At 73.1% G+C, this 19604-nt stretch carries 16 protein-coding genes; 3 read left to right on the top strand and 13 right to left on the bottom strand.

All coding sequences use genetic code 11. The features are described from left to right. Nucleotides 1–3: 3 nt before the first annotated feature. Both AMETH_RS05135 and AMETH_RS05130 read right to left on the bottom strand, forming a co-directional pair. A complete protein-coding gene (locus AMETH_RS05135) occupies nucleotides 4–3222 on the bottom strand; it encodes an ATP-dependent helicase (protein ID WP_017986983.1) in 3219 nt (1072 codons plus the stop codon). A gap of 94 nt (nucleotides 3223–3316) precedes the next feature. Next, nucleotides 3317–6526, bottom strand: coding sequence for an ATP-dependent helicase (locus AMETH_RS05130; RefSeq protein WP_051079493.1), 3210 nt, complete (start codon nucleotides 6524–6526; stop codon nucleotides 3317–3319). Between the two features lie 59 nt (nucleotides 6527–6585). Here AMETH_RS05130 and AMETH_RS05125 point away from each other — a divergent pair, with 59 nt between their 5' ends. After that, on the top strand, nucleotides 6586–6873 hold the full coding sequence (locus AMETH_RS05125; protein WP_017986981.1) for an MGMT family protein: 288 nt from the start codon (nucleotides 6586–6588) through the stop codon (nucleotides 6871–6873). Here the strand turns inward: AMETH_RS05125 and AMETH_RS05120 are convergent. The 3 genes from AMETH_RS05120 to AMETH_RS05110 form a co-directional block, all read right to left on the bottom strand. After that, a complete protein-coding gene (locus tag AMETH_RS05120) occupies nucleotides 6855–7832 on the bottom strand; it encodes an alpha/beta hydrolase family protein (protein ID WP_017986980.1) in 978 nt (325 codons plus the stop codon). The genes AMETH_RS05125 and AMETH_RS05120 overlap by 19 nt on opposite strands. Before the next feature lie 212 nt (nucleotides 7833–8044). Further along, the gene (locus AMETH_RS05115; RefSeq protein ID WP_017986979.1) at nucleotides 8045–8851 is read right to left on the bottom strand and encodes a uroporphyrinogen-III synthase; all 807 of its coding nucleotides are present in this window, start codon (nucleotides 8849–8851) and stop codon (nucleotides 8045–8047) included. Beyond that, nucleotides 8844–9809, bottom strand: a complete 966-nt coding sequence (locus AMETH_RS05110; RefSeq protein ID WP_017986978.1) for a helix-turn-helix transcriptional regulator — start codon at nucleotides 9807–9809, stop codon at nucleotides 8844–8846. The genes AMETH_RS05115 and AMETH_RS05110 overlap by 8 nt, the downstream gene beginning before the upstream one ends. A 62-nt stretch (nucleotides 9810–9871) precedes the next feature. On the opposite strand from AMETH_RS05110, the gene AMETH_RS05105 reads away from it, so the two are divergent. Both AMETH_RS05105 and AMETH_RS05100 read left to right on the top strand, forming a co-directional pair. Continuing rightward, complete coding sequence (locus tag AMETH_RS05105) at nucleotides 9872–10264, top strand: DUF3224 domain-containing protein (protein ID WP_017986977.1); 393 nt, start codon at nucleotides 9872–9874, stop codon at nucleotides 10262–10264. Continuing rightward, nucleotides 10264–11385 (top strand): DNA glycosylase AlkZ-like family protein, encoded by a 1122-nt coding sequence (locus AMETH_RS05100; protein ID WP_017986976.1) that lies wholly within the window; start codon nucleotides 10264–10266, stop codon nucleotides 11383–11385. The genes AMETH_RS05105 and AMETH_RS05100 overlap by 1 nt, the downstream gene beginning before the upstream one ends. Before the next feature lie 20 nt (nucleotides 11386–11405). Here the strand turns inward: AMETH_RS05100 and AMETH_RS05095 are convergent, their stop codons facing one another. The 8 genes from AMETH_RS05095 to AMETH_RS05060 all read right to left on the bottom strand — a co-directional run bounded on the left by AMETH_RS05095 (nucleotide 11406) and on the right by AMETH_RS05060 (nucleotide 19592). Then, complete coding sequence (locus AMETH_RS05095; protein ID WP_017986975.1) at nucleotides 11406–12044, bottom strand: hypothetical protein; 639 nt, start codon at nucleotides 12042–12044, stop codon at nucleotides 11406–11408. 30 nt (nucleotides 12045–12074) lie between these two features. Next, the gene (locus AMETH_RS05090) at nucleotides 12075–12380 is read right to left on the bottom strand and encodes a hypothetical protein (protein WP_017986974.1); all 306 of its coding nucleotides are present in this window, start codon (nucleotides 12378–12380) and stop codon (nucleotides 12075–12077) included. Nucleotides 12381–12849: 469 nt separating this feature from the next. Further along, entirely contained in the window at nucleotides 12850–13455 is a 606-nt protein-coding gene (locus AMETH_RS05085) for an SDR family oxidoreductase (protein WP_017986973.1), read from the bottom strand. A 43-nt stretch (nucleotides 13456–13498) separates the two neighbouring features. Continuing rightward, a complete protein-coding gene (locus AMETH_RS05080) occupies nucleotides 13499–14182 on the bottom strand; it encodes a sirohydrochlorin chelatase (RefSeq protein ID WP_017986972.1) in 684 nt (227 codons plus the stop codon). Continuing rightward, nucleotides 14179–15291 carry a uroporphyrinogen-III synthase gene (locus tag AMETH_RS05075; RefSeq protein WP_017986971.1) on the bottom strand — a complete coding sequence of 371 codons (1113 nt, stop codon included), beginning with the start codon at nucleotides 15289–15291 and terminating at the stop codon, nucleotides 14179–14181. The genes AMETH_RS05080 and AMETH_RS05075 overlap by 4 nt, the downstream gene beginning before the upstream one ends. Next, the gene (gene nirD, locus AMETH_RS05070) at nucleotides 15288–15638 is read right to left on the bottom strand and encodes a nitrite reductase small subunit NirD (protein ID WP_017986970.1); all 351 of its coding nucleotides are present in this window, start codon (nucleotides 15636–15638) and stop codon (nucleotides 15288–15290) included. The genes AMETH_RS05075 and nirD overlap by 4 nt, the downstream gene beginning before the upstream one ends. Continuing rightward, entirely contained in the window at nucleotides 15635–18178 is a 2544-nt protein-coding gene (nirB, locus tag AMETH_RS05065) for a nitrite reductase large subunit NirB (protein WP_017986969.1), read from the bottom strand. The genes nirD and nirB overlap by 4 nt, the downstream gene beginning before the upstream one ends. A 31-nt stretch (nucleotides 18179–18209) precedes the next feature. Next, nucleotides 18210–19592: a nitrate/nitrite transporter gene (locus tag AMETH_RS05060; RefSeq protein ID WP_017986968.1), complete on the bottom strand. Its 1383-nt coding sequence runs from the start codon at nucleotides 19590–19592 to the stop codon at nucleotides 18210–18212. Between the last annotated feature and the right edge of the window lie 12 nt (nucleotides 19593–19604).

The raw sequence follows: 19604 nt of genomic DNA, 5'->3' as shown, positions 1-19604 counted from the left end.
TCGCTAGGGCTGCGGCACACTGCGCAGGAGGTCGCGCAGACCGTCGGCGTCGAGCAGGTCCACCGGGCGCAGCGTGTGGTCTTCGCGCACGTAGTGGAAGGCGGCGCGCACCTTCTCCAACGGCGTTCCGGACAGCGACGCCCAAGCCAGACGGTACGCCGCCAGCTGCACGGCGAGCGAAGCCATCCGGCCCTCCTCGGGCACCGCGCCGGTCTTCCAGTCCACGACGGTCCAGCCGCCGTCCGGGTCGGCGAACACGGCGTCCATGCGCCCGCGCACGGTCACGCCGTCGACCTCGGTGGAGAACGGCACCTCCACCTCGTGCGGGGTGCGCGCGGCCCATGCGCTGCGGTCGAAGGCCTCCTGCAGCGCTTCGAGTTCGTCGTCGCCGGCCTCGTCGGGGTCGGCGGCTCCGGGCAGTTCGTCGAGGTCGAACAGGCGGTCGCCGGCGAAGCGGCGCTCCAGCCAGCCGTGGAACGCGGTGCCGCGGCGGGCGAACGTGTTGGGCGGCACCGGCAACGGGCGGCGCAGGCGGCGGGCCAGCCCGGCCGGGTCCGCGGCGAGCTCGACGAGCTGGCTCACCGACAGGTGGTCCGGCAGGGCGACCTGCTCGGCCGTGCCGCTGCGCTTGGCGAACTCGGCGAGCAGCACGTCGGTGTCGGCGATCCAGCCGTCCGGGTCGTCCTCGTCTGTTTCCTCGACCTCGCCCTCGGCCAGCGCGGTGCGCACCAGGTCGGCGCCCTCGTGCACGGCGTCGCGGCGGCCGGTCAGCGGGTCGGACGGCCACTGCGCCGACCGGGCCTGGCTGACCAGCGGGTTCTCCTCGTCGGCAGGCGGCTCATCGGCCCAGACGGCGACCTTGCCGACGCCCTCCTTCGCCAGTTCGCCGACCTCGACCAGGAAGTCCGACGGCCCCTTGGGACGGGCGCTGGTTTCGTTCCACCAGTGCCCGGAGACGATGAGCGCGCGCTCGGAGCGGGTCAGCGCGACGTAGCAGAGGCGGCGTTCCTCCTCCGCCTCGCGCTCGGCGAAGTCCTGCTCGTGGATCTCGAAGGCCTCGATGACCTCCTTGCGATCCATCCCGTCGGACACGCGCAGCTTCGGCAGGTCCTCGGAGTCACCGCGCAGCGCGGCGGGCAGCGACGTGACCGTGCGCAGCCACGACGAGGACCGGCGCTTGTTCGGGAAGACCTCGCGCGCCAGGTGCGGCACGGCGACGACCTCCCACTCCAGGCCCTTCGCGGAGTGGACGGTCAGCACCTGCACCCGGTCCGGCACCACCTCGACCTCGCCCGGAGTGAGGCCGTCCTCGGCGTGCGCGGCGGTGGCGAGGTAGTCCACGAAGGACATCAGGGTGGCGGTGGGCGAGGTCTCCGCGAAGTCGGTGACCACGTCGGCGAACGCGTCCAGGTGCGCGCGGCGGGCGCTGCCGGGGCGGGCCTGCGCTTCGACGTCCAGCAGCATGGTCCGTTCCACGTCGGCGACCAGCTCGGGCAGCGACTGGTCCAGCCGACGGCGCAGCGCGGCGAGTTCGTGTCCCAGTTCCCGGATCCGGCGGTAGCCCTCCGGGGAGTAGCGCTTGGGGTCGCCCGGATCGTCCAGCGCGTCGATCAGGCCGGTCTGCTCGGCGCGTTCGGCGAACAGGTCGTCCACCTTGGACTCTTCGGTGGGCGGGGGTGCGGAGATCTCATTGGCGCGGCGCCACAACGCGGCCAGGTCGGCGGCCGCGAGCCGCCAGCGGGCGCCGGTGAGCAGGCGGGCGGCGGCGGTGCCAGCCAGCGGGTCGGCGAGGACGCGCAGGGTGGCGACGAGGTCGGCCACCTCGGGTTCGTCGAGGAGCCCGCCGAGACCGACGACCTCAACCGGGAGGCCACGGGCCCGCAGCTCGGCCGCGATCGGGGCCATGTCGGCGCGGCGGCGGACGAGGACGGCGGCGGTGGGCGGGGCGCCGTGCTCGGCCTGGTGGGCGAACCACCTCTGCGCCAGGGCGTCGGCGACCCACTCGCGTTCGGTCCGGATGTCCGGCAGCAGAGCGACTTCGATGTCGGCGGGCGGCGCGCCGTCGCGGGCGCGGAGCCGTTCCACGCCGAGGCCGCGCTGCCGCAGCGGTTCGGCGATGCCGTTGGCGAGGACGAGGACTTCGGCCGGGTTGCGGAAGCTGGTGAGCAGGCCGTACTCACGGGCGGGTTGCCGGCCGGGGCGCGGGAAGTCGGTGGTGAAGCGGGGCAGGTTGGCCGCGCTGGCACCGCGCCAGCCGTAGATGGCCTGCGCGGGGTCGCCGACCGCGGTGACCGGCAGTGGTTCGTTCTCGACGCCGCCGAACAGGGCGCGCAGCAGGATTCGCTGCGCGTGACCGGTGTCCTGGTACTCGTCGAGGAGGACGGCGCCGTAGCGGGCGCGTTCGCCCTCGGCGACCGCCGGGTGGTTGTCGGCGAGCGTCGCGGCCAGTGACATCTGGTCGGCGAAGTCGAGCGCGCCCTCGGCCCGTTTGCGGCGCTGGTACTCCTCGATCAGCGGGATGAGCGAGAGGCGGAACTTCTGCGCGGCGACGATGTCGGTGAGCGACTTCGGCATGGCGGCGCGCTGCCCCTTGGCGCGCGGGGCTCGTTCGATGAGGTCGCAGAGCCAGCGGGTGTACTCGGCGAGTTGTTCTTCGGTGACCAGGTGTTCGCCGAGTTCGCCGGTGAGGGCGAGTAGTTGCGCGGTGACCGAGGCCGGGACGCGGTCGGTGTCCAGGTCCTCGTCCCAGGTGGAGACCACGCGGTGGGCGAGCTGCCAGGAGCTGGTTTCGGACAGCAGCCGGACGCCGGGCTGGACGGGCAGGCGGAGGCCATGCTCGGCGAGGAGGCGGCCGGCGTAGGCGTGGTAGGTGAGGACGGTCGGTTCCCCGGCGACGACCGCGGCCCGGCGCGCGCCGCCCGGGTCGAGGCGGTCGAGGAGGCCCGAGCCGGCGAGGCGGCGCAGGCGGGCGCGGACACGGTCGGCGAGCTGGCGGGCGGCCTTGCGGGTGAACGTGAGGCCCAGGACGCGCTCCGGGGTGACGAACCCATTGGCGACGAGCCAGACGACTCGCGCGGCCATGGTCTCGGTCTTGCCGGCTCCGGCCCCCGCGACGACGAGCGCGGGCTCGATGGGCGCCGCGATGACCGCCGCCTGCTCGGGGGTGGGCGGGTGGAGGCCGAGCGCGTGGGCGACCTCGGCCGGGGAGGCGATTTCGGTCATTGGAGTGCGGGTTCGGCTCGGTTGACGGGGTCGGCCCGGGCGGCGGGTTCGGTCATGAGGCGGCTCCCAGGCTGGCGGGAGTTGGAAAAGATCCTCATGGGCCTGTCACCTGCCTGCCCTCCGGGCGCAGCGGGCACGATCCCTTCGCCGGGCAGCGGTCGCAGTCCGGGTTTTCCGTCGCGTCGTACGAGGGGCCCGTCGCGGAGGCCGCCACCTTTCGCACCAGCTCCAGCCACTCGCGGCCGCTCTCGTCGTCGAGTGGGGGCTGCTCCCGCACCGTCGCGCCGGTCTTGTTGTGCGCCTTCGCCAGGTACACCAGCTTCGCGCCGCCCGGTCGCTTCCCGCCGCCGAACGCGCCCAGCAGCACCGACAGCTGGTACGCCGCCAGCTGCGGGTTCAGCTCCGCGTCCGCGGCGCTCACCGCGTTCTTCCCGGTCTTCAGGTCGACGATCACCGGCCGGCCCTCGGCGTCGTGCTCCAGGCGGTCCACCCGGCCGCGCAGCTTGACCAGCAGGCCGTCACCCCCGACCGGCAGCTCCACCTCGATGTCCTGCTCGATCCCCATCTGCCGCAGCTCGTGCCGCGAATTGTGCAGCCAGGTCAGGAAGTTGCGCACCATCTGCTCGACCCGGTTGCGCTCCCGCCGCGAGAACCACGGCGCGCCGGCGTCGACCTTCGCCCACGCGTCGTCCAGCGCGCGGCGCAGTCCCTCGTCGTCCATGCCGTCCGCGGCGGCCTGCGCCAGCTCGTGCACCAGCGTCCCGGTGATCGCCGCCAGCTGGGCCGGGTCGGCCCCACCGTGCCGTTCGATCAGCCAGCGCAACGGGCACTTCTTCAACGTGTCCACAGTGGACGGAGAAATCCGGATCACGTCGCCCTCGCCGTACAGCGGCGCGTCCGTCGACGTCTCGACCAGGCCGTACCAGGAATCCGGGTGCGCGCCGGGCACCCCGGCCCGGGCCAGCCGCGCCAGCTGCCGCGCCGCCCGCGCCCGCCGGTCCGGCGGCACCTCCGGGTCGCACACCGCGCGCCGCAGGTCGCCGACCAGCTCGGCCAGCACCAGCGACCGGCCGGGCGGCTTGACCCGCGAGTCCAGCCCGGACTCGTCCGCGCTGTTGGCCTCCAGGTCGTCGACGAACCGCGACGGCTGCTCGTCCTCCCCGATCACCGCGCTCACCAGCAGCGTCCGCTTCGCCCGGCCGAGCGCCAGGTAGAACAGCCGCCGCTCCTCGGCGAGGATCGGCGCCGTCGCGGACACCGTCTCCTCCTCCAGCCCGGACAGCAGGTCCACCAGCCGCTCGACGCCGAGCAGCGACCCGCGCAGCCGCAGGTCCGGCCAGCTGCCCTCCTGCACGTTCGCCACCGCGACGACCGTCCACTCGCGACCGGCCGCGCCGTGCGCGGTCAGCATCGACACGCCCTCGCCGCGCATCGCCACCGGAGCGAGGCTGTCGCCCGCGATGTTCTGCGACGACAGGTAGTCCGCGAACGCCGCCACGCTCGCCTTCGGCAACCGGTCGACGTAGTTGCCCGCGGCGTGGAACAGCGCCACCACCGCGTCCAGGTCGCGGTCAGCCTGCGCGCCCAGCGTCCCGCCGCGCCCGGACAGCCGCACCCACCGCTTCTGCAGGCCGCTCTCCCGCCACACGTCCCACAGGACCTGCTCGACCCCGGCGCCACGGGCGATCGCCTCGCGGGCGACCGCGATCAGCCCGCCGACCCGGCGGATCGGCGCCGCCTCGGCCTCGGCCAGTCCGCCGAGCTTGTCGTTGTCCCGCAACACTTCCACGAGCAGCTCGTCGCTCGACCGCTCACCGCCGCCTGCCAGCTCCAGCCGCCGCAGACCGCGCCGCATCCGGCGCAGCGCCAGCGGATCGGCGCCGCCGAGCGGGGACGCCAGCAGCATCTCGGCGGTGTCGACGTCCAGCAGCCCGGGATCGCTCGCCACCCGCAGCACCGCGAGCAGCGGACGAACCGCGGGCTGGCGGGCCAGCGGCAGCTCGTCGGCGGCCGACGCGATCGGCACGCCCGCGGCGCGCAACGCCCGCTGCAGCACGGGGAACGACCGGCCCGGCGAGCGCACCAGCACGGCCATCTCCGACCACGGGACGCCGTCGATGAGGTGCGCGCGGCGCAACTGGTCGGCGACCCAGCTCGCCTCGGCGGACGGGGTCGGCAGCAGCCGGACCTTGACCTCGCCCTCTTCGGACTCCGGGTCGACCTCGATCGCGCGGTGCCGCTGCGCGCCCGGCAGGGTCGCGCCGAGCTTCGTCACCGCCTCGTGCACGGCCAGGCTCAGCCGATGGGTCCTGGTCAGGGTCACGGTGCGGCCGCCGTCGGCGTCGGCCCGCGTGAGCAGGCCCGGGTCGGCGCCGCGGAAGGAGAAGATCGCCTGGTCCGGGTCGCCGGTCACGACGAAGTCCTCGGCCGCCGTGCCGAGCAGCCGCAGCAGGCGGAACTGCAGGTGGTCCAGGTGCTGAGCGTCGTCGACGAACACGTGCCGGATCCGCGCCTGCTCGCGCGCCAGCAGGTCGGGGTCGCCCTCCAGCTCGACGAGCGCGCTCGCGACCAGCTCGGCGGCGTCCAGCGCGGGCGAACCGGGCGCGCCGAGGGCGTTGCCACCCGCGCCCTGCAGGACGGTGACCTCCTCGTACTGCCGCCAGAACACCCCGGCCGCGACCCACTCCGGACGGTCCTTGCGCCGCCCCAGCTTGACCAGGTCCTCCGGGCCGAGGCCGCGCTCGGCGGCGCGCAGCAGCAGGTCGCGCAGCTCCTCGGCGAACCCGGGCACGGCCAGGGCCGGCCGCAGCTGCTCGGGCCAGTCCGGCGCGCCCGCAGCGAGGTCGCCGGCCAGCAGTTCGCGGACCACCACGTCCTGCTCCGGGCTGGACAGCAGCCGCGGCGCCGGCACGTCCTGCAGCCCGGCCTGCAGGCGCAGCAGGGAGAACGCGTACGAGTGGACGGTGCGCACAATCGGCTCGCGGATCGTGCGGGGCACGTCGTCACCCGCGGTGACGCGGCGGGTGATCTCGGCGCGCAGGGCGTTGGCGGCCCGGCGGGACGCGGTGAGCACCAGCAGGCTCTCCGGATCGGCGCCGCCGGAGATGCGGGCCGCCGCCGCGCTCGTGATCAGGGTGGTCTTGCCGGTGCCCGGTCCACCGAGGACCCGGACGAACCCGCGGGGCGCCGCCAGCACCGCCCGCGCGTCCTCGTCCCAGCGTTCCGGGCGCGGCTCGGGGACGGGCAGCCGAACCAGCCGCGCGCCCGCCCGGGACCGGGTGCCCTCTCCGCTCACGTCTCGCATGGAATCACGACCGTCCGACAGAACCTGTGACCGGCACACCTTGACGGTAGTTTGGTCACGTGGACGAGGAGCTGCACGAGCGGGTGCGCGAGGTGGTCGCGACCGTGCCGCCGGGCAAGGTCGCCACCTACGGCGACATCGCGGCGATCGCCGGCGCCCCGTCACCACGCATGATCGGCCGGATCCTGTCCGAGGACGGGGCGGACCTGCCGTGGCACCGGATCCTGCGCGCCAACGGCACGCCCGCGCCGCACCTGGTGCACCGGCAGCTGGAGTTGCTCCGGGCCGAAGGTGTGCTGGCGGACGGTCAGAAGGTCAACCTGAAGACCTACCGCTGGCAGCGGTAGAGCCGCCGGCCGAAGAACTCGACGAGGCTCGTCCGCTGGAAGTCCAGGCTGTGGGCGGCGTCGACGTCGCCGATCCAGGGCGCGGTGATCGCCGGATCGACGCCCAGCCGGGGCAGCAGGAACTGGTAGTCGGTGTAGCTGAAGTGCTCGCCGCCGTCCAGGTGCCGCTGCTCGATCGGGCCGCGCTGGTTGTCCAGGAACTCCTGCCAGGACCCGTCCGTGGCGGCGCTGTGGTCACCGGCGCTCATCAGCAGGAACGGCCGGTCCAGACCCTGCTCGACGGCCTGCCCGAAGATCTGGTCGCGCTGCGAGTAGGCCATGCTGCCGTCCAGGTTGGCGCCCGCGTCGATCCGCGGGTCGGCCAGCATCGTCTCGGCCGTGCTGAACCCGCCTGCCGAATGCCCGAACATGCCGACGCGGGTCAGGTCGAGCGAGCGGCTCGGCCGGGCGGGCAGCGCACGCCGCCCGACGTCCGGGTTGCCGCCCCGCTCTAGGACTTCGAGCTGGTCGAGGACGAACCGGGCGTCCGCGACGCGGCTGGCGATCATCCGGCGGCCGACCTCGACGCTCTGCGGCGGCAGCGAGCCGTGCACCAGGCGGCCGTCCGGCAACTCCACCACGGACGTCTCGCCGGGATGGTCGAACGCGACGGTGACGTAGCCCCGGCTCGCGAGCTCCTCCAGCTGCGTGGTCGCCAGCGCGCGCGGCTGCTCGGCGCCCGGTGTGAAGAGCACGACGGGCAGGTGCCCCGCGGCGACGGGCGCGCCGGAACGCGCGTTGGTGGCGAAGCGGTAGTCCAGCCGGGCCGGGTCCATGCGGATCCGGGCGGCGTCGGCTTCGGCGATCACGGCGGCGGCGCCGGGCGTCAGGAACGGCGCCCGCGGGCCGCGGTCGTGGACGGCGGGGTAACGCACCGTCGCCATCAGCTCGCGGTCGCGGGCCTGGTCGACCAGGTGCAACTCGGTGACGCCGACGGCGACGGGCCGGACGGTTCCGGCAGGGCGAGTGCCGTCCCGGCCGACGCCGGGACCACGGTGAGCGCGAAGGCGGCGGCGGTGAGCAGCGCGAGACGGCGGATTGTCGATCTTGGTTTGACCATGCACCGAACCTAGGAAGCGGCCGGGTGGGGCACATCCGGTTGATCACCGGGAGCGGCCACGAAATCCGCCCCCTAGGTGCCCAGCTCCGCCACCAGCAGCTTGACCAGCGCGCCGAGCCGCTGCCGCTCCGGCTGCAAGGTCGGCACCCCGGCGTCGGTGAACGGCGCGGCGGTCACCGGCCCGACGCAGGCGCACACGACGTCGCCCCGCAAGGCGCGCACCAGGTCGTCGTAGGCGCCGCGTTCCCGGGCCAGGTTCAGCATGTTCGCGCTCGCCGGGGCGCTGGTGAACGCCAGCGCGTCGATCCGGCCGTCGAGCACGCCGTCCAGCAGCTCGTGCGCCGGGTGCAGGTCGGCGGGCCACTCCCACCGGTACGGCTGCACCTCGATCAGCCGCGCGCCGGCCTCGCGCAGTGGAGCGGTGTGCTCGGGCAGCGGCGTGCCGTGCAGCTGGACCGCCAGCCGCGCGCCGGCGACACCGGCCTCCAGGAGGTGCCCGAACAGCTGCCGGTTGCTCTCCTCGGGCGCGGCCCACTCCTCGGTGAGTCCGACGCCCCGCACCGCGCCCTTGCCCTTCGGTCCGCGGACGAACACCCGCGCCCTGGTCAGCGATGCGAGCAGGTCGTCGCGCAGTCCCCACCCCTCGGCGGCCTCGATCCAGCCGCCGAATCCGGCGCCGGTGGTGACCGCGAGGACGTCCAGCGGCTCGGCGAGGACCTCCTCGGTCGCGGCGCGCAACCGGGCGTCGTCGGGCAGCGGCACGATGTGGATCAACGGCGCGTGCCGCACCGTGGCGCCGTTGCGTTCCAGCGCACCGATGAACTCCTCGGCCCGCCGCTCCGCGGTCACCCCGATCGTGACTCCGCTCAAGTCACCCATAGAACGCACCCATCCGGCCCACCGCCGCCGCCACCCGGTCACGCAGGTCGGCGGGCTCGAGCACCTGCAGCTCGGGCCCGAACCGCAACAGCTCCCCGAGCGCCGGGGCGCCGGGTTCCACCGGTAACTCCACGCGCAACCACCCGTCTTCGTCCGGCACCGCACGGCACTCCCGCAGCGCGCGAGCGCCCACCGCTCCCAGGTAGAACGGTACGAGTTCGCGGCCCAGCGGGGAAAGCCGGACGACGGCGACCCGCGGGTACATCCGCCGCTCGAACTGCTCCGACCACTCCCGCCAGTAGGCGGCGAGGTCGAACCCGGCAGGGCGCTCGAACGCGGCGCCGGGTTCGAGCGAGAGGATCCGCGACACCCGGTAGGTCCGGGTCGCACCGTCGCAGTGCGCTGCAAGGTACCAGTTCCCGGCCTTGAGGATCAGCCCCAGCGGCTCCAGCAGCCGGTTCGTCTCGCTGTTGTCCCATCGCCGGTACCGGACGGAAACACGCCGCGAATCCCACACCGCCTGGGCCACCTCGGCCAGGTGCGGCAGGCTCTCGATGCCGCGGAACCAGCCGGGCACGTCGAGCACGAACCGCTCGGCGACCTTGCCCGCGCGACCGCGCAGCTCGTCCGGCAGCGCGGCGTACAGCTTGAGCTGCGCCGCGGTCAGCACGGTGCCAAGGCCCAGCTCGGCGGCCGCGTCCGGCAGCCCGGCCAGCGGGAGCGACTGCGCCTCCTCCCCGGTCAGCCCGGTCAGGCGAGTGCGGTAGCCGTCGAGCAACCGGTAGCCGCCCGCCCGGCCGCGTTCGGCGTAGACCGGCACCCCGGCGGCGGACAGCGACTCGATGTCCCGGTACACGGTCCGCACCGACACCTCGAGCTCCTCCGCCAGCTCCTCGGCGGTCATCCGGCCGCGGTTCTGCAGGAGCAGCAGCACCGACAGCAACCTGCTCGCGCGCATGGCTCCAGTATCGCCGGAAAACCTGACAGAAGGTGTCAGGCAAGGGGGTCAGACTTGGAGCCATGACCAACACTTTCACCATGCGGACCTGGGACGAGAAGGTCGTGAGCGGCCCCGAGGACGGGCCCCGGTACGCCCACGCGCACGCCACGTTCACCTACTCCGGGCTGATCGAGGGCGAATCCGCTTGCGACTACCTGCTGTACTACCCGGGCGAGGGCTACACCGGCAGCCCGCAGACGGCGCCGGGGTTCGAGCGGATCGAGGGCAGCGTGGACGGCCGCAAGGGCAGTTTCGTCATCCGGCACGACGTGGCCTACGGCGCGGACGGCATCCGGGGCACGTTCACCGTCGTCGAGGGCTCGGGCACCGGTGAGCTGGCCGGGCTGTCAGGCACCGGGACGATCGGAGGGGTGAGCGAGACCGTGAACTACACCTTCGACCACCGGCTGTGATGCTCGACGTCGACCGCGAGCAGGTGCTCGCCCACCGGATCGCGGCGCAGGGTCTGCACCGCGACATCGCAGACCCCGGCGGGCTTGCCGTGTTCGACCTCGGCGTGCAGAGCACTCAGCGGGACACGGCGGCGATCGCCCTCGCGGCGAGACTGCCCGGCCCGGTCACCGAAGAGTCCTTTGTGGAGGATCCACGGTTCGTGCTGGCGTGGACGCACCGCGGCGCGCCGCACTTCCACCGCGCGGACGAGATCGGCCGGGTCACCGCCGCGCTGGTCCCGCTCGACGAGGACGACGCGATGGCGCGGATGGGCTGGCAGCGCAAGCAGGTCGAGGCGGCCGGGATGAGCGCGGTGGACGGCCTGTTCACCGCGGCGCGGGCGATCCGCAAAGTCGTGACGCGGGTGATGACCAAGGGCGCGGTGAGCGAGGCCGTCACGAAGATCATCCCGGACGGGTTGTCGTACTGGTGCCGCGGCTGCCAGGCCACCCACATCCTGGAGCAGCTCATGCGGCTGGCGGCGATCCACGGAGGGGTGCGTCTGGAGGCCGGCGCGCAGCCCACGGCGCTCGCGCCGCTGGCGGGGCGCCCGCGGATGCGGACCACACCGGATATTGAGGCAGCGACGGCCGTCGTCCGGGACTACCTGCACCTGCACGGCCCGGCGACGCCCAAGGAAGCGGCCGATTTCGTCGGCACGAAGACGGCGATCGCGAAGCGGATGTGGCCGGAGGACCTGACGCCGGTGCGCTTCGCGGGGCGCGAGGTGTGGTTGTCCTCCGGCGATGTGGCCGCGCTGGAGAACCCGCCGGCGCCCGACCTGGCGCGGCTGCTGCCGCCGTGGGACCCGTTCCTGCAGTCGCGGGACCGGGCGGTGCTGGTGCCGGACCGGGCGCGGCAGAAGGAGGTCTGGAAGATCCTGGGCAACCCCGGAGCGCTCCTCGCGGGCGGCGAGGTGGCCGGCGTGTGGCGGACGAAGGGCAGCGGCCGCAAGCGCCTGGACTTCGCGATCACCGCCTTCGACCCCCTGCCGCCCGCCACGCGGACGGCGGCGGAAGAGGAGGCCGAACGCGTGGCGCGGGCGCGGGGGTTCGCGGATCTGCGGGTGAGCTGGGGCTGACGCACCCGCGGCGCGGCCTTCTAGAACCAGTCGCCGAGGCCGTCGAAGCCGCCGCCGAAGAAGTCGCCGTGGTGGTGGCAGCCGTCGAGGAGTTCCTCGGCCAGGATGGCTCCGCCGACGCCCGCCGCGCCCGCCACCAGCGCCGTCTTCCACCACGGCGTGCTGTACCACCCGGCGGGCACCGCGCGCCCGCCCACCGTGCCGCCCGGGTAGTGGTACAGCGTGGCGTCCCCGGGGCGGGGCGAGGCGTGGTGCTCCTGCCCGCCGACCGTCATCCGCTGCGGCGCGGTCACCGCCTCCCCGCCGGGCGCGGGCACCTCGGGCCCCGGGTCGAGGCCGAGCGCCGTCCGCGCGGCGCGGATGTAGTGCAGGCCCTCGATCGCGGTCTGCCCGGCGAGCGCGACTTGCGTCGGCGTGGTGGCCTGCGACAGCTGCGACCAGGCGGCGGTGTGCCGTTCGGACGCGTCGGCCAGCGCCTGCTTCGCCGCGGTGTTCGCGCCGGCGTCGAGCGCGGTGATCTGACCGTCGAGCCGCTCGACCCAGCGCCTGGCCCGCGCCTCGGCGTCGGTGAGCTCACCCGGGCGGCGGGACCGCTTGGTGAACGCCGCGATCAGGCAGCCCGCGATCACGGCCAGGATGACGAACGTGCGGAGCCCCATGAGTACCTCCAGTGCTCGGGCCGCCACGGATCAGGACGACTGGGTCTGCCCCTGCCCGGAGCCGGTGCCCAGGCCGGGCGGGGCGCCGCCGTCCAGCTGCCCCATGCCCGGCGGCGTCTGGCTGGAACTGCTCGAATGGCCGATCACGAATCCCGCGCTGCCACCGACGACGAGCGCCGCGGCGGCCACGATGCTCGCGATGCCCAGGGACAGCTGACGCCCGCCCGTGCGCTTGCCCGGCGGGGTGCCGCCCCACGTCGCGGGAGCGCGGGGACCGGCGCCGGTGGGCGGAACGCCACCAGGCGCCTGTGCCGCCCCCGGAACGGCGGGGTGCACCGCGGTCGCATCATCAACGGGCCGACCGGGCGCGCCGCCCGGGACCGCCGGATGCGCGGCCGGAACGGCCTGGTGCACGGCAGTCTGCCCGCCATCGCGGGGATCGGCCGCATCAGCGGGGATCCGCCGGTGCACCGCAGTGTCCTCATCGGCGGGCCAGCCCGCCGCGGATTCGGTGGGCGGAGCGCCACCAGGCGCGTGGGCAGCACCCGTAACGGCCCGGTGCACCGCAGTCTCATCATCAACAGGCCGGCCCGTCGCCGGATCGGCGGGCGGGGCGGGCGTCACCGTGGGGGCGGCGGTGGCGCCCGCTCCGCCCTGCCCGGCCGGACCGGTGGCCGGCCTGCCTGGGGTGGGGAAACCGTCGGAAGTCATCGCGTCTTCTCTCGCCGGGAAGTTCCTTACGCGAACGACTGTCGTCCCGGCGGCTGGGTGCGTGATGAGCGGACGCTGCGAACCACCTGTGAGATCAGCGCAACGCGCCGCCAATGCCGATCCCGCCGTCGACGTCGAGCACGACCCCGGTCACGTACCCGGCCGCCTCGGAGCACCGGAACGCCGCGGCCTCCGCGATGTCCTCCGGGCCGCCGATGTGCCCGGCAGGCACCCGCGCGGCGCGCTTCGCCCGCGCCCGCTCGCCCATCGACGCCAGCATCGGGGTCGCGATGAGCCCGGGCGCGATCGCGCGTGCCATCCCCACCACGCCTGCCTTCGCCGCGGAGTAGTTGACCTGCCCGAAGTCGCCGCGCCAGCACATCGACGAGAACGACAGCAGCCGCCCGTACTCCTGCCGCTTCATCACCGGGAACACCGCGCGGCTGCAGTTGAACATGCCGCGCAGGCTGACGTTCAGCACGGCGTCCCGCTCGTCGTCGGTCATCCGCTCCAGCCGGTTGTCGCGGATCGCGCCGGCGTTGTTGACCAGCACGTCGATCCGCCCGAACTCGAACAGCGCCTCCGCGACCCAGGAGTCGACCTGCTCCGGATCGGACACATCGGCGAACCGGTGTGCCATGGCCCGGCCGAGCCCCTGCCCGGCACCGGTGATCAGAACGACCCGGTTCGTGTAACGCATCACGGAAACAGAAACTACTGTTTCAACCAGAGAACCACAAGGGTCAGGCGGCGACCGCGAGCTGCCGCTGCGCCTGCTGGTACCTGGCCAGCACCAGGTCGACGACGTCCGGGTGCACGCCGAGCGGGTCCGCCACCACGTCCGCGCCCGCCTCCAGCACCTTCCGCTGGAACCGCCCCGGCGCGAGCAGCCACGACGCCACCGCCACCCGCCGCCCGCAGCCCCGCGCCCTGGCGACCGCGTCCGCGATCGAGGGCCGCGCCGTCGCGACGTAACCCACCTGCACCGACACGCCCAGCAACGCGCCCAGCGCATCCGCGGCGACCCGCACCTCGGCCAGCGCACGCGGATCGCTGGAGCCCGCCGCGGCCAGCACGACCGCGTCACCCGCGCGGTAACCCGCCCACTCCAGCCGGTCGCGCATCACGCCGACCAGCTCGGGCGCCGGCCCGAACGGGCCGGCCAGCAGGACGTTGCGGTGCCCGCTCGCGGCGATCTGCGCCGGGATGTCGGTGCGCACGTGGTAGCCGGCCGCCAGGAACGCGGGCACGACGATCGCCTGGTAGCCACGCACCGCGTCGAGCATCGTGGTGACGTCGGGCTGCCGCACGTCGGCGTAGGCCACCCGCACCGGCACGGGCGTCTCGGCCCGCACCCGGTCGGCCAGTTCCTCGATCACCCGCGCGCCCTGCGGATCCCGCGTTCCATGCGCTGCCAGCACGATCACCGTTCCACCGCCAACCGGTATCCGCGCTTCACCACGGTCTGCACGAGCTTCCCCTCGCCGAGCGACGTGCGCAGCCGCCCGATCGCGGTCTCCACCGCGTGTTCCTCACCGCCGCTGGGCAGGGCGGACGTCAGCTCCCGGCGGGACACCACCCGTCCGGGCTCGCGGGCCAGCGCCCGCAGCACCGCCATCGGCGCGGGCGCCACCTCGCACAGCTGACCGTCCACAATGGCCGCCTGTCCGCGCAGCTCGATGAGCCGCCCGGCCGCGCACAGCTTGGGCGACCGCTCGACGAGCGCCTGCGCCACGGTCCGCGCCAGCGCGCCGATCCGCGCCCGCTCCGGCTGCACCGTGGGGATCCCGACGGCCGCCAGCGGGGCGGCGGTGATCGGCCCGACGCACGCGACCAGCACCCGGTGCGTCAACGCCTCCACTAGCGCCGCGAGGCGCCCGGTGCGCTTGGCCATCGCCAGCGCGCTCGCCGCGGCCGGGGCGCTGGTGAACGGCAGCGCGTCCACCGAACCGTCCAGCACCGCGTCGATCAGCCGGTCCAGCGGCCCCGGGTCGGAGGGCCCGACCCAGCGGTACACCGGCACCTCGATGACCTCGGCCCCGGCCTCCCGCAACGACTCCACGAAGTACGGCAACGGCTCGCCGTGCAGCTGCACCGCGATCCGCCGACCCTCCACACCGGACTCCAGCAGGTGCTGGAGCAGCTCGGCGCTGCTCTCCGAGGCGGGCGAGTAGATCTCCGACAACCCGGCCGCGCGGATCGCACCGCGCGCCTTCGGGCCGCGGGCCAGCAGCGATGCCTTGCCGAGCTGGCCGACCAGCGCCTCGCCGAGGCCCCAGCCCTCGGCCGCCTCGACCCACCCGCGGAACCCGATGCCGGTGGTCGCCACGACCACGTCCACCGGCTCCTCCAGCATCCGCACGGTCGCGGCGTGCAGCTCGGTGTCGTCGGCGAGCGGCACGATCCGGATCGCCGGCCCGTACCGCACGGTCGCGCCCTTGCGCACCAGCAGCGCGCCGAGCTCGTCCGCGCGGCGCGCGGCCGTGATGCCCACCGCGAAACCGGCGAGCGGGAGGATTCCGGAGGAATCGATCATGGTTGGATGTACACCATGCCCTCGGTCACCCGCACGGGATACGTCCGCACAGCCACCGTTTCGTCCTCCAGAGAGTAGCCCGTGGCCAGCTCGAAACGGTGTTTCAGCATGGGCGATGCGACGTGCGGCACACCCTTGACGTCGCCGATGATCCCGCGGGACAGCACGGCGGCCTTGGTAAACGGATCCACATTGGACAGCGCGAAGACGTCGTCGGTGACGGTGCGGAAGATCGCCACCTGCCGTCCGCCGGGCAGCAGCGCGGCCACCCCGCGGCCGGGGATCAACCGGTCGAACCGGCAGATCTCGACCACCTCCGTGGCGCGCTTCTCCTCCACCGCGGTCATCGGGAAACCACCTCCGGGACACCCAGCAGGACGGGCACTTTCTGCTCTCGCTCCGCGCGGAACGAGATGGTCGGGTCGGGCGTGCCCGGCGCGTTGACGAACGACGTGAACCGGGCGAGCTTCTCCGGGTCCTCCAGCACGCCGCGCCACTCGTCGGCATAGTTCTCCACGTGCTTGGCCATCGCGGCGTCCAGCTCCTCGCAGATGCCGAGCTTGTCGTCGACGATCACCGCGCGCAGGTGGTCCAGCCCGCCGTCCATCTCCTCGATCCACGGCGCGGTGCGCTGCAGGCGGTCGGCGGCGCGGACGTAGAACATCAGGAACCGGTCGATGTAGGTGATCAGCGTGTCCTTGTCCAGGTCGGAGGCCAGCAGCTCGGCGTGGCGCGGCAGGGCGCCGCCGTTGCCGCCGACGTAGAGGTTCCAGCCCTTCTCGGTGGCGATCACGCCGAAGTCCTTGCCGCGGGCCTCCGCGCACTCGCGGGCGCAGCCGGAAACCCCGGCCTTGAGCTTGTGCGGCGAGCGCAGGCCGCGGTAGCGCAGCTCCAGCTCCACAGCCAGTCCGACGCTGTCCTGCACGCCGTAGCGGCACCAGGTCGAGCCGACGCAGGACTTGACCGTGCGCAGCGACTTGCCGTACGCGTGGCCGGACTCCATCCCCGCGTCCACCAGCCGCCGCCAGATGTGCGGCAGCTGGTCCACGGTCGCGCCGAACAGGTCGATCCGCTGCCCGCCGGTGATCTTGGTGTAGAGGCCGAACTCCTCGGCGACCTCGGCGATGACCTTGAGCTTCGCCGGGGTGATCTCGCCGCCGGGGATCCGCGGCACCACCGAGTAGGTGCCGTTGCGTTGCATGTTCGCCAGGAAGTGGTCGTTAGTGTCCTGCAGCGTGGCCTGCTCGCCGGCCAGCACGTGCCCGCCGTCGCGGTCGGTCGTGTCCAGCGTGGCGAGGATCGAGGCCACCGCGGGCTTGCAGATCTCGCAGCCCGCGCCGGTGCCGTGCTTGGCGATCAGCTCACCGAACGTGGTGATGCGCGTGGCGCTGAGGATCTGGAACAGCTCCTGGCGCGAGTAGGCGAAGTGCTCGCACAGCGCCTTGGACTGCTCGACCCCGCAGGCGTCCAGCAGCTTGGCGAGCATCGGCACGCACGAACCGCAGGTGGTGCCCGCCTTGGTACAGCCCTTGATCTTCGCGACGCTGTCGCAGCCCTCGTCGTGGATGGCGCTGGTGATGGCGCCCTTGCTGACCGCGTTGCACGAGCAGATCTGCGCCTCGTCCGGCAGCGCGTCCACACCCACGACGCTGGACCCGCCCTCGGGGCCCAGCATCGCGGCCGGGTCGGCTGGCAGCGGGCTGCCGACCAGCGGCCGGAGCAGGTTGTACGCGCTCGCGTCGCCGACCAGGACACCGCCCAGCAGCAGGCGCTTGCCGTCCGCGTCCTCTTCGGACACCACGAGCTTCTTGTAGTACCCGCCGACGGCGTCGGAGAGCACGACCTCGACCGAGTTCTCCGTGGTGGCGTGCGCGTCGCCGAAGCTGGCCACGTCCACGCCCATCAGCTTGAGCTTGGTGGACAGGTCCGTGCCCGGGAACTCGCCGGCCCGGCCGAGCAGCTGCGCGGCGACGATCTCGGCCATCGTGTAGCCCGGCGCGACCAGGCCGTAGCAGCGGCCCTCGACCGCGGCGCACTCGCCGACCGCCCAGATGTCCGGGTCGCTCGTGCGGCAGGCCAGGTCGGTGATGATGCCGCCGCGCTCGCCGACCGCCAGACCGGACGAGCGGGCCAGGTCGTCCCGCGGGCGGACACCGGCGGAGAACACCACCAGGTCCAGGTCCAGCTCGGTGCCGTTGGTGAGCTTGGTGAACAGGCGGTCGCCGTCCTGCTCGATCTTCTCCGCCGATGTTCCGGTGTGGACGGTCAGGTCGAGGTCGGTGACCAGCTTGCGCAGGAGCCGGCCACCGCCGTCGTCGACCTGGATCGGCATGAGCCGCGGCGCCATCTCGACCACGTGCGGCGACAGGCCCATGTCCCGCAGGGCCTTCGCCGCCTCCAGCCCGAGCAGGCCACCACCGACGACCATCGCCGCGGCGCGGCCGCGCTTGGTCGCCTTCGCGTGCTCGACCGCGGCCCGGATCGCGTCCAGGTCCTCGATCGTGCGGTAGACGAAGCAGCCCGGCAGGTCGTGGCCGGGCACCGGCGGCACGAACGGCCGCGAGCCGGTGGCCAGCACCAGCGCGTCGTAGGCCTGGACGTGGCCGGACGCGGTGGTCGCCTTCTTGGCCGCCCGGTCCACGGACGTGACCGGATCGCCCAGCCGCAGCTCGACGAGGTCGTCACCCGCGTAGTCCGAACCGGACAGGGTGAGCGCCTGGACGTCCCAGCCATCCACGTAGGAGGTCAGGGCCACCCGGTCGTAGGCCGGGCGCGGCTCCTCGGCGAGCACGACTACCCGCCAGGCGCCCTCGGTGTCCTCGGCCCGCAGTGCCTCCACCAGTCGATGGCTCACCATGCCGTTCCCGACGACGACGAGTGTGCGCATTACCGAAACCTCCTGCTTGCTTTCTCTTGCTTCAGACGCGGACGCCGGCCAGAGCCAGGCCGCGCTCGCTCACCAGGGCGTCCGAATTGCGGAGGTACACGGCCCAGGTGAGGACGAAGCAGATCCCGTAGAAGACGAGGAACCCGACGAACGCCGGGACACCGCTCTTGGTGTCCAAGAAGGACTGGCGGAACGCCAGGTTGATGAACAGGCCGCCGAGCGCGCCGATCGCGCCGGCGAGGCCGATCAGGGCGCCGGAGCGCTTGCGGGCCTTGAGCAGTTCGGCCGCCTCGTCCGCGCCGGCCGCGATCGCCGCCTTGGCCTTGGTGCGGAAGATGGCCGGGATGCTCTTGTAGGTGGAGCCGTTGCCGACCCCGGTGAGCACGAACAACACGATGAACGCGGTGGTGAACAACGCCAGCGACTGCGTGTTCGACGCGATGATCAGGATGACGGTCATCGCCGCCATGCCGACGAACGTGGTGAACGTGACGCGCGAGCCGCCGAGCTTGTCCGCCAGCCAGCCACCGGCCGGGCGGGAGAACGAGCCGAGCAGCGGGCCGAGGAAGGTGACCGCGGCGGCCTGCAGCGGCGTGCGGCCGAACTGGTTCTGCAGCACCAGGCCGAAGGCGAAGCTGTAGCCGATGAACGAGCCGAACGTGCCGATGTAGAGGAACGACATCACCCACGTGTGGGCATCACCGATGATCTCCCGCATCGCCTTCTTGTCGTTCGTTACGGACGCGATGTTGTCCATGAACAGCGCCGAGCACAGCGCCGCGACGACGATCAGCGGGATGTAGATGTACAGGATGATCCGCGGCGCGCCGGTGCCGGCGGTGGCGACGATCAGCAGGCCGAGGAGCTGGATCACGGCGACGCCCAGGTTGCCGCCGCCCGCGTTCAGGCCGAGCGCCATGCCCTTGGCCTTCTCCGGGAAGAACGCGTTGATGTTGGTCATCGAGGACGCGAAGTTGCCGCCACCGACACCGCCCAGCGCCGCCACGATCAGGAAGCTCCACAGCGGGGTGCCGGGCTCCATCACGATCGCGGCGCCGATGCTCGGGATCAGCAGCAGCAGCGCGCTGACGATCGTCCAGTTGCGACCGCCGAACTTCGCCACCGCCCAGCTGTAGGGCAGCCGCGCGAGCGCACCGACCAGCGTCGGCGTGGAGGTCAGCAGGAACTTGTCGGCGGCCGAGAACCCGTACTGCGGCCCCATGAACAGCACCATGACCGACCACAGTGTCCAGATGGAGAAGCCGATGTGCTCGGAGAAGATCGAGAACCACAGGTTGCGGTTGGCGATCTTCTTGCCGGTGCTCTCCCAGAACGACTCGTTCTCGGGCTCCCAGTGCGCGATCCAGTGCTTGCGCCCGCTGGGCGCGGTGGTGTCGCTGGCGGTCGTCCTCATCCCTGCTCCTTC

The sequence above is a fragment of the Amycolatopsis methanolica 239 genome (genome assembly GCF_000739085.1).
Taxonomy (GTDB): domain Bacteria; phylum Actinomycetota; class Actinomycetes; order Mycobacteriales; family Pseudonocardiaceae; genus Amycolatopsis_E; species Amycolatopsis_E methanolica.
The sequence above is the reverse complement of the archived record's forward strand: the minus strand, read 5'-3'. Positions and strand labels throughout refer to the sequence as shown.